Here is a 17,206-nt window from a genome sequence, read left to right as displayed (position 1 = left end):
CTATGGAGTTTAGAGATAATGAAGCCATATACCTGCAAATAGCCGCTTATGTAAGCGAGAATATTTTGCTGGGCAAATGGCAGGCCGAACAAAAGATACCATCTGTACGGGATATGGCCATTGAGCTGGAGGTGAACCCTAATACGGTAATGCGTGCTTATGAACTTTTACAAACAATGGAAGTGATCTATAACAAAAGGGGGCTGGGGGTATTTGTATCACCTGATGCCCATACAAAAGTAAAGGCTTACCGTAAGGAGCGCTTTATGGAACAGGAATTACCCGGCTTATTTAAGGAGATCTTTTTGCTGGATATCAGCATGGAAGATTTGCAGCAGCAGTATGAAAAGTTTAAAAAGGAAAATTATAATGAAGACAAGCAATAAACTCATCGTTGCCGCAATGCTGCTCATATTTATTGCGCTTTTCATTTACGATGAAATGCTGAAGACGGAATATGTATCAGGGCGATATAGGGATCCTTACAGGAACTATGTTTCATTAAATTTTAAGGATTTTGACGCAATTGATATTAATTCATCAACTATAGCAAATGCCAAAATAGTACAGGGGCCATTTAGTATTAGAATTGATAAGGATGCCAAGGAGTATGTAAACATTACGCAAAAAGGAAACAGGCTTACTGTTAGCGCCGACTTTAAATATTCCTTTTTAAATAATGCTAACCCTTATGTTGTTATTATATCGTGCCCTAAGTTAAACCAATTGCATACAAGTGCCACCTATACATTGCACAACTCAGCAGTAACAGACACCATTGTGCTCTGGCAAATGCGTGAGGTATTGGTTGATGGCTTTAAACTGGATAGCTTACTGGTTAACCAGGATTACGGCAGCACAATACTTATTAAAAACAGCCATATAAATTACCTGAGCGGTGTTGTTGGTAAAGCTAATGGGAGCGGCTCAGTTATTAAACTTTTTAAGACTAATCAATTTGAAAGTGTAAAGCTGGATATTCAAAACCGTAGTCAGATGGAAGTGAATAATATACAGATTCCAAAGCTTGATTACCATTTGGCTGATAGTGCAAAACTGATATTAAACGGCGAGGCCGGCAATTACTTAAAAAAACCTTAATATGAAACTTGTCATCAACTCTCTTTCCAAAACCTATGCAAATGGTGTGCGGGCATTAAACAATGTTTCGCTTACGTTAAACAATGGCATGTTTGGTTTGCTGGGGCCGAATGGCGCCGGTAAATCTTCATTAATGCGAACAATAGCGACCTTGCAGGAGGCAGACCAGGGGAGTATTTTTTTGGATGACCTGGATGTGTTAAAAAACAAAACGCAGGTAAGGCAACTGCTTGGCTATTTACCGCAGGAGTTTGGCGTGTACCCTAAAATATCAGCCGAGCGTATGCTTGATCATATTGCCCAGCTAAAGGGGATCGCCAGTACCGGCGAAAGAAAGGACCTGGTCGATTATCTGCTGGAAAACGTAAACCTTACCAAAGACCGGAAGAAACATTTGGGTACTTATTCGGGCGGCATGAAACAGCGCTTTGGCATTGCACAGGCGCTGATCGGTAACCCCAAACTAATTATTGTTGATGAACCCACAGCCGGGCTCGACCCCGCCGAAAGAAACCGTTTTTATAATCTGCTTAGCCAGTTGGGGGAAAATACCATTGTAATCCTTTCTACCCACATTGTTGAGGACGTAAGCACGCTTTGCTCAAACTTTGCCATCATTTGTCAGGGCGAGGTATTATATGCCGGCGAACCGGATACGGCTGTAAAAGAAATGGAAGGTAAAATTTTCACCAAAGCCATCAGCAAGCAGGAGTTGCCACATTATCAGGATGATTTTATGGTGATATCAACCCAGCTCAAATCCGGCAAACTACATATCAGGGTATTCCAGGAGACAATTCCGGGAGATGGTTTTCTGCCTGTAAGTCCAAATTTGGAAGATGTTTATTTCAGCAATATCGCGGCACGCATAGATGTAACCACCATTTAAATTAAGCAATTATGTTCTGGAAAATATTTTTATTCGAGATCCAAAACAGGGTCCGCAGGCCAGCAATGTACCTATACTTTGCTGCAGCCTTAATATTTACGGTTGGCACATTCGCCACAGGGTCACTGCCTTTAGGTGAAAAAGAGCATATTAATGCCCCATTTATACTGGCTATGTGGTGTGGTGGCATAACCATGCTCATGATGGTGGTATCATCATCAATAATGGGTAATGCTTTATACCGCGATATTGAATACAACACCAAGGATTATTATTTAACCTATCCTATAACAAAGGCAGGCTATTTTTGGGGGCGGTATTTTGGCTCATTTGCTATTATGCTTTTTATAGCAAGCGCCATTATTATTGGTGCTTATGCAGGTACATGGCTGGGCCCGGTTATGGGTTGGAGGGATCCGGCGCAGTACGGCCCTAATAGGTTGATATATTATCTGCACCCGTTTTTAACCATTGCATTACCTAATCTGATATTTACATCATCACTGTTTTTTGGCCTGGTTGCTATTACCCGCAATGTAAAGGTGATCTATAGCGGCGGTATCCTGTTGTTTTTGGGCTATTTCCTGTCGATGGTTTTTCTTAGCAGAACCAATAATGAAACAGTAATAAACCTGGCAGATCCTTTTGGTTTAAATGGCGTTAGGCTGCAAACAATGAATTCAAATTCCATCCAGCAAAACACCACCCTAATATCCATAACAGGTTCATTTTTGCTTAATCGCATCATCTGGACAGGTGTAGGTTTAATAGTGCTGCTTTATACCTACTTCACCTTTAGTTTTGAAAGATTTTTTAGCGGTAAAAGGGATAAGGCCGCTATTGGTGAACGCTCATTAGATAAGCTTAAAAAAGCAAGTCCGAAAGTCAATATTAGTTTCGCCGGTTCATACAACCGTACCACCTTATGGAAACTGACCCGGATGGAGATCAGTAATATTATTCGCGATAATTATTTCTGGATCATACTATTAAGCGGCATGACTTTCCTGGCTTTTGTGCTTTGGATGGGTGACGGCAATAACGGTATAGCCGATTTTCCGCGTACGGTGATGCTTTTGGATACCTATAATGGCAATTTCCTGTTTTTTATCTTTTTTATCATCCTGTTTTATACCGGTGAAACACTGCACCGCGACAGGGTAACCCGTTTTGCCTTTATAAATGATTCCCTGCCGCCGCCAAACTGGGTGTTAAACGGGTCAAAATTTGTTGCATTGCTTGTTCTGGCCTTCTTTTTGGCATTAATTCCCTTGATTTTGGGTTTGCCCATTCAAATTATAAAAGGGTTTTACCATTTTCATTTTCTGGTATATTTCACGTATATATTTACACTCATACTGCCCCGTTTATTGGATATGGTTGCCTTTTGTTATGTGATACATGTAACATTGAACAATAAATTTGGTGCACATGCAGTAGCCATTTTCCTGTGGATCATATTCTTCTTTTTGGAAGATACGGGCACGTTTAACTATAACCTTTTAATGTATTCATACACGCCATGGTACGGTTTCTCTGATATGGATGGGATAGGGCATATGGCAAAGGCGGTATATTCGTTTCACCTGTACTGGTTGCTTTTTGCAGGCTTATTAGTTATTGTTTCAGGATTATATTATTACAGGGGAGTAACCTCAGGGATTAAAGAAAGATGGCAACTGGTTAAAGAACGCTTTGATACCAACACCCGGATAATTACAGGTTTAGTGGTTTTAGCCTTTTTATCAATGGGTGCTTACAATTATTATAATGTAAGCTACCTCAATAACTACTTAACAAAGGGGGAAGGAGATGACCGGGCAGAAATGTATGAGCGGCAGCTAAAGAAATATTCATTGCTACCCTTGCCAAAGGTAACGCGTATGGAGCTGCATACCGATCTGTACCCCGATAAACTGGAAGAATATACCCACGCTTTTGTAACCATAGCCAATAAAACCAACAAGCCGATAGAAAAACTATTGCTTGATGGGGATGAGTTATCTGATTACTCGATAAAACAGGATGGTAAATTGGTTTCTTTTACATCGCCATTACTTTATCCCCGTGGCATGTTCAATTGGTTCAGACCTAAAAATGATACGGCTGAGTTTCGTTTGTACAGGTTTCAAAAAGCATTAGCTCCCGGGGATTCTGCTGTGTTGGAAATTAATTCAGCAATAAGTTATAATGGCTTCAGCAATGGGCTTTATTCAAAGGATCTGCTGTATAACGGTACTTTTTTAAGTCCGGAACTACCTGGCCTGGGTTATGACGACGACGATGAATTGGACAGCCCGTATGAGCGTAAAAAAAGGCATCTATCTGTAAAAACAGAGAATGATATCCCGCAAAATGATCCCGAAGGTATCAGCACGCTTAAAGCAGGTAAAGCGGCTGATCTGTTGAAATTTGATATAACCGTTAGTACATCGGGAGACCAAACAGCGATTGCCCCAGGCGAGCTGGTTAAGCAATGGAAACAAGGCGGGCGGAATTATTTTCATTATGTGCAGGATAAACCCGGCATGTATGCACCCTTAGGTGTTTTATCTGCCCGTTACGCTATTATGCATGATACTGTAAACCTCGGTCATCCGGTAAATATCAATATCTATTATCATCCTGACCATAATGCCAACCTGGGGCGTTTTATGGCTGCTTATAAGGATGGTTTGCACTATTTTAATAAAGCATATGGTAATTTCCCCTTTACCGATATCCGCCTGGCTGAATCATCAATATATGGACCGAGTGCTGCATCAATGACAACGCTTTCGGCTTATGCCGAGCAATTCGCCTGGAATGCCAACTTTACGGATCCTAATCAAACTGATTATTGCTATTTTAATACAATAAATCTTTTAGCCCAGCAATGGTGGCGTTTTCAGGTTGCGCCAAATAATACGGTTGGCTCAATAGTGATCCCTGAGGGATTAAGCGGTTATAGCGCATTGGTTATGGCCGAAAAGAAATATGGTGCAGCCAATATGCGTTACATTGTTTTAGATCAGTTATGGTTTTACCTGTTTATAAGGCGCCGGATGGAGGATAAGGAGCATCCGCTTATAACGGCTGATCAGTGGGTTGAATACCATGGAAAAGCAGCCGTTGCACTATATGGCCTGCGTGATCTGATGGGAGAGGACAGCCTCAATGCCGCTCTGCGCGATTTTAAGAACGCCTATGCTTTTAAAAGCAAACCGCCATATGCAGGTAATAATGACCTATATAGCTATTTGCAAAAACATGTGCCCGATTCCCTGCAATATTATCTTATCGATACCTGGAAAAAGATCACTTTATACGATAATAAGGTAACCGAAGTTAAAGCTAAACCGCTCGGAAAAGACAATTACCAGGTAACATTAACGGTTAATGTTAATAAGGTTTGGATTGATGGGAAAGGTAATGATGTGATTGATAAAAAGATGAATGACTACATAGATATAGGCATTTTCGCGGCCGACGGTAAAAATAAAGATGGCAGGATAATAGCAAATCAGCTATATCTTAAAAAGTATAAATTAACTGCAGGCCTGCATACGTTTAATATTATAGTGAAAGGCAAGCCGCAGCGTGCAGGTATTGATCCGTATAGTAAACTGATTGACAGGATGCCGAATGATAATTTAAAGGATCTGTAATTGGCTTTAAAAATCGATCTGGAATACGTGGATGGAAGCTTCGTGAAAATAAGTAATGCCCCAATTATTGAGGGTGCATATGTTTTTCACTATGGCTAAACCTAAACCGGTGCCTTCGGAGTTATTGCCTTTTTTAAACCTATCGAACATGTTGTCAATATTAAAAGGTTGGGGTAAGCCATCGTTTTTGAAAACGAGTTTATCGATATCTAAAGTAATGGTCAATTTACCCTCCGGTATATTATGTCTTATAGCATTACTGAACAAGTTGTTAAGCATTATATCGATTAAGTACTTGCTGGCTGATATTTCTTTGGCTGATAGATGAGTTGTTACTTGTATTTGTTTGTCATTTATTAACTCATAAAACTGCTTTACCTTTTCTTCAATTAAAATATCCAGCCTTAATAACTCAATATCGTCAATCAGGTTGTTTTCAATTTTCACCAGCAATAATAGTGATTGATTTAGCCTTGCTAACTTATTTGTAGCACCATAAATATCATTGATCTGTTCGTATTGCTCAGTTTTTAAAGTTTCATCCTGTATTAATGTATCGAGCTTTGAAGTAATTACAGCCAATGGTGTTTGCATTTCATGTGAAGCATTTTCTGTAAACTCTTTTAAAGTTTGAAAGTCGTTTTTTGCTTTTAATGACATGGCCTGAACAGTGTTATTCAATTCATTAAATTCATCAATTTTAGTGCTTTTTAAATTGAGGCTTTTATCGTCTGAAATATTGAAGGACTTTAATTCGGTAAGTGTTTTATAAAACGGTTTCCATAAGCCGTTTAAAATGTACCTGCTGGTTATGAAGAGCGTGAGCAATAACCCAACTGATAAGGCAAGCGTTATTAAGCCGATGATCTGCACCAGGTATTCCGTATCCTCCCTTGATACGATTAGCGTAGTTAAATAATTACTGCCATTTAATGATACCAGGCACGAAACAGCCCTTCCCGCTTCTTTTTTCTTCTCTTTGGGGTTATTGTATGTAGTATCAAAAAAGCGCCTGTTAAACTCTTGTTTGTCGGTTTTTACAAATATTACAAGGTCCTCATCAAAATCAACCTGTTTGGGTAATTGATTATTGACCTTAATATAATCCTTCACCCCATCAATTTCTTCTATCAGGTTAATGTCGAGCTGATTTTTAGCAATGTAATTTATTGTAAAAAAATAGATAATACCCCCTATCAACAGTACAGATATAGTGATAATTATACTTGCTTTATTGTAATGGGCAGAGAGTTTCATTTATGCTTTAAATTTATAACCTATGCCATATATAGAGTGGATATAATCATTGCAACCGGCATCTAATAGTTTTTTTCTTAGGTTTTTAATATGCGTATAAATAAAATCAAAATTGTTATGCATATCCATTTCATCGCCCCATAAATGTTCGGCGATGGCATTTTTAGCTATTACCTTACCCTTGTTTGCAATAAAGTACAATAGCATGTCATATTCCTTCCGGGTAAGTATAACCGGGGTATTGTTAACATCTACTGTTCGGCCCAGTAAATTAATAGTAATCTCATTAAAAATTATGTTGTTATTGCTATTCGCAGCTTTTCGCCGGTAAACTGAGGCAACCCGGGCCTTCAATTCAGCCAAATGAAAAGGTTTTGTTAAGTAATCATCGGCACCTATATTAAGGCCTTTAATTTTATCATCTAATGAGTTTCGGGCCGATATAATGAGTACTGCCTCATCCTTCATTTCCTTTTTTAAAAAACTCAGCACCCCAAAACCTTCACCATCAGGCAAGCCGATATCAAGTAATACACAATCATAGTTGTAAGTAGATAGCTTATCAATTGCACCTGAAAGATTGGCGCAGCTTTCGCAAATATTACCATCCTCATTAAAATAAGTGGTTATATTTTCGCGAAGCGCTTGCTCATCTTCTATTATAAGTAGTTTCACTTTGGTTTTTATCAAATATAACGTTAGATTTTTTTTTAATATATGGGCTGGTGATATTGATAAACATTATAAATAATAATGTTTATAATAGTACTACAGAATTGCTTCAAATTCTACAATTACATTTAGACATATAAACTATGAGTAGAAGTACAAAAGCCACATTCGTTATACAAAAAGTTCAACCCGGACTTTTAGGATTAATGGACGGCTCCGTTTCAACACTTGCTCCCATATTTGCCACAGCAGGTTTAACGCATCAACCCATTAAAGCGTTTTATGTAGGCCTGGCAGCTTCATTAGGTGCCGGAATTAGCATGGGTTTGGCTGAAGCGTTATCAGATGATGGTACAGTTACAGGCCGCGGTAGTCCGCTGGTTAGGGGAGGTATTACGGCATTTGCAACCGCATTGGGTGGAATGCTACACACTTTGCCATTTTTGATACCCGATTTACATACGGCCCTGCATTTTGCATACATAGTAGTGATATGTGAACTACTGATTATAGCGTTTATACGCTACAAATTCATGAAAACACCATTGGTTAAAACTATACTACAGGTTATTGTAGGTGGCGGAATTGTATTCCTGCTTGGTATTTATTTAGGCAATGTAGGTACTTAATAAATTAATAATGACAACTATAGACCCAACACGTAAAGATCTTCAGCATCCATCTAAAGTTAAAAAGTATTCAGCAAGCCTGCGTTTATGGCATTGGTTAAACATGATTATTATAAGCGGGTCACTTATAACCGTGCTTATAAATTCCACGATAACCGATAAACACGCAATTACTGATCTTGTAAAAACAAGGATACAACAAACAAAAGGTGTTGATAATGGCCTGAGCCGCGCTGTTGCAGGTGCGCTTGAGGATAAGGTTTGGGCTATACATATCTACTTTGGTTACTGCCTTGCAGGGTTGTTACTATTTCGCCTTGTATTAGAGTTCTTTCAGTTGGCAGATCAGAAATTTATCAGAGGATTAAAAAGTGCCTTCGCTCAGTTTAAAGCAACAAAAAAAGACCGACAGGAGGCTTTACATGAGTTTGCTGTTAATGCAATATATGCACTGTTTTATTGTTTGTTAATTATTATGGTAGTAACCGGCTTGTCGCTTGCATTTGATGATGATGTGCCATTTCTTAAATCCATACATCATCCGGTTAAAAGCGTTCACGGCTTTTGTATGTATCTGATCCTGGCTTTTATTATTACTCATATTGCTGGTGTGTTTTTAGCTGAGCGTAAAAAGGATAAAAAAGGAATAGTATCAGACATGATTAACGGGGGTAATTAAATTGTAGGAGATGAAAAGGCTTTTAATTCCATTTATCTGGATTGCAGCAGCCATAATCATTATTATTTGGCTTTTAATTATAACTTTTTTGCCTTAATTCAATTATACATAGGTAACTGTATTAATCAAACCAATATGAAGGCTTATTCAATTATTATAGCACTATTTATCTGTTCTGTAAATAGTGTTTTTGCGCAGCATTATACGCCTGTTGAACAAAGCTCCACGGTGCAGTTTAAAGTGTCACATCAAATGATATTTAAAAGTACGGTTACAGGTACATTTAAAGGTTTGAAAGGGACCGTAATATTTGATCCGACTAATCTTACGCAAGCTGTATTTGATGTATCAATAGCTGCAGAAACTATTAATTCAGGTATTGGGATGAGGGATAACCATTTAAAGGAGGAAAGTTATTTCGACGTAAAGAAGCACCCATTGATAATTATAAAATCGCAAACCATTACCAAGGCATCTGGTGAGAATACTTATACCTTCACCGGTACACTTACTATGAAAGGTGTTACCAAGACCATATCATTCCCATTTACAGCTAAAGCCCAAAATGGCGGCTATGAATTTAAAGGGAGTTTTCAATTAAACAGGCTGGAGTATAATGTAGGCTCTGACAATTCAATTGATAAAAACGTTGAGGTTGATCTGGATGTTATTGCCAGATAACCTCAACATTCCTCTATATTATTTAAATCCAAGGCTTAATGATACCACATCGGATGTCAGATTGGTAGTTTGGGTATAATGGCCGTATCTGATCTCTAACTCGTGTAGGCTCTGCCAGCCGAATACTCCTTTTGGCGGCGCTATCCTAAAGCCTACACCAAAAAACTGGCTGCTGAATTTTGCATATTCATAATTACTGGTGTAATACTGATCGGTTGGGCTATGCTCTTCATAAGGTGCAAAATAACGCGCTGCCGATTGGTTATAATACCTGTAGAACGGTGATATAGAAAAGAATGGTGATACCTTGTACGCTATTTCAAGGTTAGCCGTGTTCGATCTGATGCCCCAGTTATCCAAATAATATCGGTAATACGATCTTAAGATGATGTTATCACCCAAAAAGTAATTGAGCCTGAAACCTAGCGGCAGCTTAAAGCGTGATGAAGGTAGTTTTTCAATAGTATCCTTGCCTGTTGTAAAGTATACCCGGTGAAAGGGCAGGCTTAAATAACCATTTTGCCCCACAACATCTGCGAGGAAAGCGATCTGCAGCCTTGAGTTAATGATCTGCGTATAGCCGAATGCTGCAGAATATGTTTCTCTTGGGCTACTCGGTATGTTTGCCTTATGGCCCCCACCAGAACTTGATGAGCTACTGGCCGATGTGATGGTTGTAGTAGTGGTACTTACCGGAATAAATTCAGATGGGTAAATCAGCTTTACGTGATCAAAATACCCCTGTAATTTGGCGCTGAATTCACCATTCTTATCATCAGTTTTAACTGAAAAATGTAAATCGGCACCTAACGACTGATAATTATATTCACTCGAGTAATAAGTACCTACTCCAAATGTGTTGCCGGTTTTAGCATTTTCAACCGTCCAATCCAATGATGGGTAAAGCCGGGTGCCATTTGGGCTGGATGCCCCTGTTTTTGAAACAAAGGCTTGCGAAGCAGCAGTGTGGGCATCAAATCCTAAACCAACAGCCAATGTGTTTTTATTCTGATGCTGGTTTGTCCAAACAAAGTTCAGGTTAATGCTATTTGCAAAATCGGTCACCTTTTCTGTCCCAATTCCACCTGTAACAGCCGAATGATCGCCGTTTTGGGAATAGTAACTGGATACAAAATCAACTTCGTCTAATCGTAATTTCCGGGGATTATATTGCGTAGAATCCTGGTCCGGGGTATTGTATAAACTAAATGCTGGTTTATTACTAACGCTATCCTGCTTAACCTGTGCATGTGCATTAAGCCGGCATATCATTGAAAAGCCAACTACAGATAAAAATATCTTCCTCATAATTAGTTACAGCCACAGCCTCCACCTGTTTTACCTGCGTTTGCGCCAGAGGCTGCTTCCCGGTATGATTGAAAATTCAATTCGTTTTTTTCAACCTTCCGGTTACTTAAAACCATTTCTGAATCATTTATCCTGCTTTTCTGGTATTCTTTTAGATGAACACAGGAAGTGCATCCTATTGCTATAAGTAAGCAGGCTAATACTTTCATCGTTTTAGTTATCATTATATAGGGGTATTAATTTTTATATTTTTTGAAGTATATATTTTATTGTTATCATCAATAATAACAGCTTCTATGTTTTTCATTTGATTGATCATATCGAGCCCAGCATTAATTCCCATAATCATTACCGGTGTGGCCATAGCATCGGCAATCTCAGCATTGGTAGTTATAATGGTTACTGCTTTAATACCGGTTACAGGCAAGCCCGTACGCGGGTTTATGGTATGTGAGTATTTCTTTCCATCAACCATAATAAATTTTTCATAATTGCCCGATGTTGCTACGGCCATATCCGTAATATTTATATAGGAGAATATCTCATTTGATGAATCAGGGTTAGCAATGCCAACTGTCCAGGGCTTACCATTGGGCTGTAGTCCCCATGTATTTAAGTCGCCTGATGCATTTACCACACCGCTTTCAACACCATTTAGTTTCATTACATGCTTAGCACGTTCGGCGGCATATCCCTTGCCAATACCACCAAAACCAATGCGCATACCTTTTTCACTTAAAAAAATAGTACAGGCTTCTTCATCTAACAAAATGTTTCTGAAGTTTATAAGCCGGACCATTTTTTTTGCTGTTGCCTTATCAGGCAGGCTCGTCATGGTTTGATCAAAATTCCACAACCGTTTATCAATCGAGCCATAAGTAATATCAAAGGCTCCTTGCGTAAGCTCACTTATTTTTATTGATCGTTTTATAAGATCAAATACTTCCCTGTCAACCGTTACAGGCGCTATACCCGCATTATGGTTTATAGCATTAGTTTGGCTATCGTCGCTAAACGTTGTTAAAAGTTTTTCAATTCTGCTTATTTCAGCTATGGCTATGTCAATACATTGCTGGCCCCACTGTTCATTGTCACTAACTACACTTAATTCAAAGCGATTGCCCATTAATTTAAGTGCGCGCTTTTGTATTAATAAATTAATGATTTCAGTTTGCTGCATGTATAAATGTGGCTATTTGTGCTACAAAATTCTCAGGCGACTCATTTGGAAACCCGTCCCAATCCTTTAACACCTTACCATTTTCATCAATTAAAAGGGTATATGGAAATTTGCCATCGGGATTGTATTTATCTGCCAATGCCTCATTAAGCTTTACCTGTTCCTTACTCAGCTGATTTTTACTTTGCCTCGGAAAATCTGCCCTTACCAATACCAGGTGATCTGAAGCGAAACTTTCAAATGCATCGTTTTCCAATATTTCTTTTCGTTCACGTATACAAGGGCCACACCAGTCTGATCCTGAAAAATTTATCAGTATAAGTTTATGTGATTGGGATGCTTCTGTTTTAGCCTGACCAAAATCACCCAGCCAGGTAACATTTATTGAGAGCATGGCAGAAAATAGAATAATTAAAAATTTCATATATAAAAATATGTTTATGTTTTTTATTATAAATAATTAATCGATAATTGAACCAATTGTATCGATTAACCTATGTTTTTAGCATATTACTACTACAATAATAGAATGAGATTCTGTAGTTAGTATGAAAAAGCCTTATTTAACATAATTTTAACATTTGAAAACCGAATATAAGGTGCATGAAAAATTCAGGCTGACGGGAGATATGGTCAGCCTAAATTTTGTTATTAAAAGAAGCCTGAATATTGGCAACGAATGTCTTGTTACCCGAAAGCTGAAGTTAAAGCCTACAGGTAATTTATAACCAGTAAGGATACGCCTTGTTGCGGTAACGAAACATTAATATTTACCGAGCCTGCTTTTACTTTTAGCTGAGCCGGTTTACCTATGGTTTGTAATTGCCCTGCTTTTTCAAGTATGGCTATCTGCTTTGTGGTAGGTTGTTGTGGCGACCCCATATTTTTCCAGGCGGTATAGGAGTTGCTATGCGTTTCGTCAATCCTGTATTCAGTTACATTAACGCTGGTTGTTTCTACAGGTATACCATCTATATTTATACTTACCGGTTCTCCCGCACTTTGTTTGTCCTTATCCGCATAGTTCCATACCAGTACCGTTGCTGATTTTTTATCCTTTGCTGCAAGGCCGCCTATGTCAGTTTGCTTACCGCGGATGCTGGAATCAAGCACGGTTTGCAGTTTGTATGCACGGTTGCTGATAACTGTAACTCTTTCACCCTTCATCATACCCAGCATGCGGAAAATATTCAATACCGGCTTATCAACACCATTGGTAGCCAGATCACGGTAACCTGCAAACCAGGGCTGGTTCTCAAACTCAAACGACCAGTTAACTGCACCTATCAGGTTTTCATTGTACATGTCTTTTAAATCGTATATCCGGGCCAGTGCAGCCGCGGTATAGCTGGAATACATAGTGCCATTGCGGTAAGCGTTCTCGGGGTTGGTGGCCATCCCGCAGGCAGCGCAGCCTTCCGGGTCAGATTCACCAATAACAATGGGGATATTCTTGAGCTCAGCAAAAGAGTTGATCTCCTTAAAATGGCCGTTAATATCACGTAGTTGTTGCCTGATACCCATCACCACCGTATCGTTTATCACCTTCGGCGAACCCTTGGCATGAAACAGTACCAGATCGAGCGGTGAGCCTATTTTACCTGTTACGTAATTAGTATCAGTTAGGCAATGTTTTAAAAAGCCTCCGAGCCATTTTTCTGCTCCGCCTGTTACATCGGGCCCACCAACATGGGCTGTTGGCAGCGCGCGTTTAACACCGGCTGCGGCATAATCATAGAGTTTGTAAAATTCCTGAGTTGTACCTTTCCAATAAGCGCCATTGGGCTCGTTCCAAACCTCCCAATACCAGCTTTCAACCTCCTTTTTTCCATAGCGGGCTATGCAGTGGCTTACCCATTGATAGATCAGTTCTTCCCATTTTTTATAGTCTTTGGGCGGATAGGCCCAGCCGGTCTCAATCTTGCCATAATCAACACCGGGTTTCCAGTGGTGTTGATAGGGTTGGGGGTGAATTGATAATGCCTCTGGCATAAAGCCGATCTGTGCCAAAGGTTTCATGCCCCGTTTTATATAGGTGTCAAATATGCTGTCGGTTATATGGTAGTTATATACCGCATTGCCCCGTGCATCCTCCGTATAAATATTTGTTGAACCCCATTTTAAAGCAGGAATGCCATCGCCTGAGGTAAGCAGGTTGTGTGTACGTACATATACGGGCACCGGGCTTAAAGCGGCAAGCTCAGTAAGCAGCTTGCAGCCATCCTTCATGTAGGTAAAGTTGGGTTCGTCATAGCCATACCATGCCCAAATGGGCTTCATTTCACCCTTGGTTTGCTCAAGATTTACGTGAATAACCGCCGGTACATTTTGCGCGGAGGCATTCATGCCGGATAACAGCAGCACTAACAACAATAAATAAATAGGTTTCATGGATTTGACTATTAATAAATTATGCAGGAAATTCTTTTCTCTGGTCAAGTTTATAATGTAAAGAAAAGGAAAAAGAAGTATAAGTGTTTAAATAACATTAAATACTTGTTTGTTTTCAAACAAGTACCTGAAATCAGGTGAAAAATGAACGTTGCTATTTTGTGCCTCAAAAGGCATAACCATTTTAATAGGGAGTATAATATTCTTGTATAAATAAAAAAACCGTTTTAACTAATTCATTATCAGCGTCTTATTTGCTTTTTGGTATAAATAAAAAATAGGTCTTTATTTCTTTTTATCTGGTTGATTTTCAAATTTTTATGTGAAAATACCGTATGGTGTTTTACCCTTTTTATTCCTCAAATAATGTTTTAAACGCTATCTGATCCCAGTTGGCAATTTCATTATTTAACAAAAGGAAAATGATAGGTTGTCCGGGCTTGATAATTAACAGTCTTTTATCCAATAATTAACAGTACCTTGCGCACTTACATATATATAATATAATACACCATGGCAACAGGAACAGTTAAATTTTTTAATGAATCAAAAGGCTTCGGCTTTATCACACCAAGTAATGGCGGCAAGGAAATCTTCGTGCACGTTACAGGATTAATCGATACTATCCGTGAAAACGATGAAGTTACTTTTGATGTAGAAGAAGGCAAAAAAGGCCCGGGCGCTGTTAATGTTAAAATAGCATAAGCAAGTTTGGCAAAATCTACAGCAACATTCAGTAAAAACGAAAAAGAAAAGGCCCGCTTAAAAAAAGCGAAGGATAAAAAGGAAAAAGCCGAAGAACGGAAAGCGAATACCGGCAAGGGCAAAAGCCTGGAAGATATGATGGCCTATATTGATGAATATGGAAACATTACGTCAACGCCGCCTGATCCTTCAAGAAAATTAAAGATCAACGCTGAAGATATTCAAATTGGCGTGGCCAAGCAGGAAGATGTGCCGCATGACACCGTTAGGAACGGTGTTGTGAGCTTTTTCAATGAATCGAAAGGTTATGGCTTTATTAAGGACCTGCAAACACAGGAAAGCATTTTTGTGCACATTAATGCCTTAACTGAACCGTTGAAGGAAAATAATATGGTCACTTTTGAAACCGAGCAGGGGCAAAAAGGATTATCAGCAATCAAAGTGAAAAAGAAATAATTATGATTGCAAAAATTACAGCAACAGCAGTTCAAAAGGAAAATTTCAAAGCCAAATTTGCGGAGATTGTAAAAAATAATGATCGACTTAAAGATCAATATAGTATACAGTTTTTTGAAACAGCTCAAAAAAGCAACTACGGTTTTACCGGGCGTGACGGCAAATCACTTAATATCTTATCAAGCCTTACCTTAGAGGAGGCTGATAAGTATAAGCAATTGAAAAGTTCCTGGCAGAATTGATGCGTTTTGTATTATTAGATTTGGTAAAGCAATTATGCTAGCTTACCTGTTCTTTGAATAGGATGAATATTCCGCAATACTTTGATCGGGCTAATTACTTATGTCCAGGGTTAATTTAATAAACCTGGACATAGATAAACCTCCCGGAGTATCCAATTCAGCGGCTGATGAAGGCTTGCGGATCTAATACTTCCCAACCACAACCGGTGATTCTTCAAAGATCCCATCCAGCCTTTTTTTCCATTTTTCCAATTCCTCAACAAGTATTTCCTGGCGCTGCCTTGCTGGCGCGTGAATGATCTGCGGGCGTAATACCGAAAAGCCGGTAAACTCAAAAATGCCGCGATGCAGCGGTCTTAAAACCCCTGCTATGTCACCATTGAAGCCATCATCAACATAACTATCTGCGGAGCTCCCGGTGGTTAAAGAGAGCAATGCCTTTTTCTCTTTAAAGATTCCGGTACCATAAAGATGGCCATTTTTAAAAAATCGCCCCATCGCGAAAACGCGGTCTACCCAGCCCTTTAATATGGCTGGTACTGAAAACCACCATAAAGGAAATTGCCAGATCATCAGGTCGCACCATTCCACTTTCTCCTGTTCGGCGTTGATGTGTTCAACAAAACCATTAGTCTCAGTCGCATGCATCTCTTCCAGCTGTTGTTTAAAAAAGGAGGCATCATGCATGCTGGTAAAATTGCCACGATCTGAAACAGGGTCAAACCGCATCGCATACAGATCCGATGTCTTCACGTTATGACCGGCGGCCGTTAAATGTTCAATTGCGGTACGGTACATGGCCCCATTCATGCTTTTTGGTTCGGGATGGGCATATATGATCAGGATATTCATTTTTGTTTCTTAATTTTAATTTCAGGTACAAAATTATCAGTTGCTATGTATTTTAGCGCAGCTGCAGCCCATTGTAAGCAACACACAAAAATGTAAGTCATGAGTAAAAGAAAAGCCGCGTCCACAAACAGCATTAACCGTGAAGAGTTGAAAGATTTGTGCGGGATGGTGTATGCCCTGTATATGCTGGCCGGCCGGTGGAAACTAGTCATTCTGCATAAGCTGGAAATAGATAAGCTTCGTTACACAGAGATCAAACAACTGATGCCTGGTATTACAGACCGCATGCTTACGCTGCAACTAAAAGAGATGGAGCGGGACGGTTTGATCACCCGGACAGTTTACCCGACAGTTCCGGCACGGGTTGACTATGAGCTAACACCAAGCGCGCGTGCCCTGGTACCTGTATGGCAGGGCCTTGAACAGTGGGGGGCAGCGCACCGGGAGCTGCTGGAAAGTGTGATAAAATGAGCCCCGGCTTTGTTTTTTACGCTTATGGTTGTCCCGGTATTTTTTG

19 protein-coding genes are annotated in these 17,206 nt (G+C 39.4%); 11 read left to right on the top strand and 8 right to left on the bottom strand.

Going from position 1 to position 17,206, the window contains the following annotated elements:
* Positions 1-2 precede the first annotated feature (2 nt).
* Genes BLU33_RS15400 through BLU33_RS15385 form a run of 4 tightly spaced genes read left to right on the top strand, consistent with a single transcriptional unit; the run spans position 3 to position 5,637 of the window.
* Complete coding sequence (locus tag BLU33_RS15400; RefSeq protein WP_091374782.1) at positions 3-386, top strand: GntR family transcriptional regulator; 384 nt, start codon at positions 3-5, stop codon at positions 384-386.
* Positions 370-1,101: a DUF2807 domain-containing protein gene (locus BLU33_RS15395; RefSeq protein WP_157682166.1), complete on the top strand. Its 732-nt coding sequence runs from the start codon at positions 370-372 to the stop codon at positions 1,099-1,101. The genes BLU33_RS15400 and BLU33_RS15395 overlap by 17 nt, the downstream gene beginning before the upstream one ends.
* A 1-nt stretch (position 1,102) precedes the next feature.
* Positions 1,103-1,990, top strand: coding sequence for an ABC transporter ATP-binding protein (locus tag BLU33_RS15390; protein ID WP_091374775.1), 888 nt, complete (start codon positions 1,103-1,105; stop codon positions 1,988-1,990).
* An 11-nt stretch (positions 1,991-2,001) separates the two neighbouring features.
* Positions 2,002-5,637: an ABC transporter permease/M1 family aminopeptidase gene (locus BLU33_RS15385; RefSeq protein WP_091374772.1), complete on the top strand. Its 3,636-nt coding sequence runs from the start codon at positions 2,002-2,004 to the stop codon at positions 5,635-5,637.
* 6 nt (positions 5,638-5,643) lie between these two features.
* Here BLU33_RS15385 and BLU33_RS15380 read toward each other — a convergent pair whose 3' ends face one another.
* The gene (locus tag BLU33_RS15380) at positions 5,644-6,894 is read right to left on the bottom strand and encodes a sensor histidine kinase (protein WP_091374769.1); all 1,251 of its coding nucleotides are present in this window, start codon (positions 6,892-6,894) and stop codon (positions 5,644-5,646) included.
* On the bottom strand, positions 6,895-7,569 hold the full coding sequence (locus BLU33_RS15375) for a response regulator transcription factor (RefSeq protein WP_091380632.1): 675 nt from the start codon (positions 7,567-7,569) through the stop codon (positions 6,895-6,897).
* A gap of 140 nt (positions 7,570-7,709) precedes the next feature.
* Between BLU33_RS15375 and BLU33_RS15370 the strand changes: the two genes are divergently transcribed.
* From BLU33_RS15370 to BLU33_RS15360, 3 genes are all read left to right on the top strand, one after another.
* Positions 7,710-8,195, top strand: a complete 486-nt coding sequence (locus BLU33_RS15370) for a VIT1/CCC1 transporter family protein (RefSeq protein WP_091374766.1) — start codon at positions 7,710-7,712, stop codon at positions 8,193-8,195.
* A gap of 10 nt (positions 8,196-8,205) precedes the next feature.
* Positions 8,206-8,874 carry a cytochrome b/b6 domain-containing protein gene (locus tag BLU33_RS15365; RefSeq protein WP_091374764.1) on the top strand — a complete coding sequence of 223 codons (669 nt, stop codon included), beginning with the start codon at positions 8,206-8,208 and terminating at the stop codon, positions 8,872-8,874.
* Positions 8,875-9,009: 135 nt separating this feature from the next.
* Positions 9,010-9,555: a YceI family protein gene (locus BLU33_RS15360; protein WP_157682165.1), complete on the top strand. Its 546-nt coding sequence runs from the start codon at positions 9,010-9,012 to the stop codon at positions 9,553-9,555.
* An 18-nt stretch (positions 9,556-9,573) separates the two neighbouring features.
* Here the strand turns inward: BLU33_RS15360 and BLU33_RS15355 are convergent, their stop codons facing one another.
* The 5 genes from BLU33_RS15355 to BLU33_RS15335 form a co-directional block, all read right to left on the bottom strand.
* Entirely contained in the window at positions 9,574-10,863 is a 1,290-nt protein-coding gene (locus BLU33_RS15355; protein ID WP_091374759.1) for a DUF3570 domain-containing protein, read from the bottom strand.
* Between the two features lie 2 nt (positions 10,864-10,865).
* Entirely contained in the window at positions 10,866-11,087 is a 222-nt protein-coding gene (locus BLU33_RS15350) for a DUF4266 domain-containing protein (protein WP_091374756.1), read from the bottom strand.
* Positions 11,087-12,043 carry an FAD:protein FMN transferase gene (locus BLU33_RS15345; RefSeq protein ID WP_091374753.1) on the bottom strand — a complete coding sequence of 319 codons (957 nt, stop codon included), beginning with the start codon at positions 12,041-12,043 and terminating at the stop codon, positions 11,087-11,089. Before BLU33_RS15345 ends, BLU33_RS15350 begins: the two co-directional genes overlap by 1 nt.
* A complete protein-coding gene (locus BLU33_RS15340; protein ID WP_091374750.1) occupies positions 12,030-12,467 on the bottom strand; it encodes a thioredoxin family protein in 438 nt (145 codons plus the stop codon). Before BLU33_RS15340 ends, BLU33_RS15345 begins: the two co-directional genes overlap by 14 nt.
* Before the next feature lie 287 nt (positions 12,468-12,754).
* Positions 12,755-14,434, bottom strand: coding sequence for a GH39 family glycosyl hydrolase (locus BLU33_RS15335; RefSeq protein ID WP_091374747.1), 1,680 nt, complete (start codon positions 14,432-14,434; stop codon positions 12,755-12,757).
* Between the two features lie 513 nt (positions 14,435-14,947).
* On the opposite strand from BLU33_RS15335, the gene BLU33_RS15330 reads away from it, so the two are divergent.
* From BLU33_RS15330 to BLU33_RS15320, 3 genes are read left to right on the top strand one after another with little or no spacing between them, the layout of a single operon-like run.
* On the top strand, positions 14,948-15,139 hold the full coding sequence (locus BLU33_RS15330; RefSeq protein WP_091374744.1) for a cold-shock protein: 192 nt from the start codon (positions 14,948-14,950) through the stop codon (positions 15,137-15,139).
* Between the two features lie 6 nt (positions 15,140-15,145).
* Positions 15,146-15,595 carry a cold-shock protein gene (locus BLU33_RS15325; RefSeq protein WP_091374740.1) on the top strand — a complete coding sequence of 150 codons (450 nt, stop codon included), beginning with the start codon at positions 15,146-15,148 and terminating at the stop codon, positions 15,593-15,595.
* Between the two features lie 2 nt (positions 15,596-15,597).
* Entirely contained in the window at positions 15,598-15,837 is a 240-nt protein-coding gene (locus tag BLU33_RS15320) for a hypothetical protein (protein ID WP_091374737.1), read from the top strand.
* Between the two features lie 183 nt (positions 15,838-16,020).
* Here BLU33_RS15320 and BLU33_RS15315 read toward each other — a convergent pair whose 3' ends face one another.
* Entirely contained in the window at positions 16,021-16,689 is a 669-nt protein-coding gene (locus BLU33_RS15315) for an NAD(P)H-dependent oxidoreductase (RefSeq protein ID WP_091374734.1), read from the bottom strand.
* Positions 16,690-16,788: 99 nt separating this feature from the next.
* Here BLU33_RS15315 and BLU33_RS15310 point away from each other — a divergent pair, with 99 nt between their 5' ends.
* The gene (locus BLU33_RS15310; RefSeq protein ID WP_091374731.1) at positions 16,789-17,160 is read left to right on the top strand and encodes a winged helix-turn-helix transcriptional regulator; all 372 of its coding nucleotides are present in this window, start codon (positions 16,789-16,791) and stop codon (positions 17,158-17,160) included.
* Positions 17,161-17,206 lie beyond the last annotated feature (46 nt).

Origin of the sequence: Mucilaginibacter mallensis, from assembly GCF_900105165.1 — a bacterium.
GTDB lineage: Bacteria > Bacteroidota > Bacteroidia > Sphingobacteriales > Sphingobacteriaceae > Mucilaginibacter > Mucilaginibacter mallensis.
This window is presented reverse-complemented; position numbering and strand designations above follow the sequence as displayed.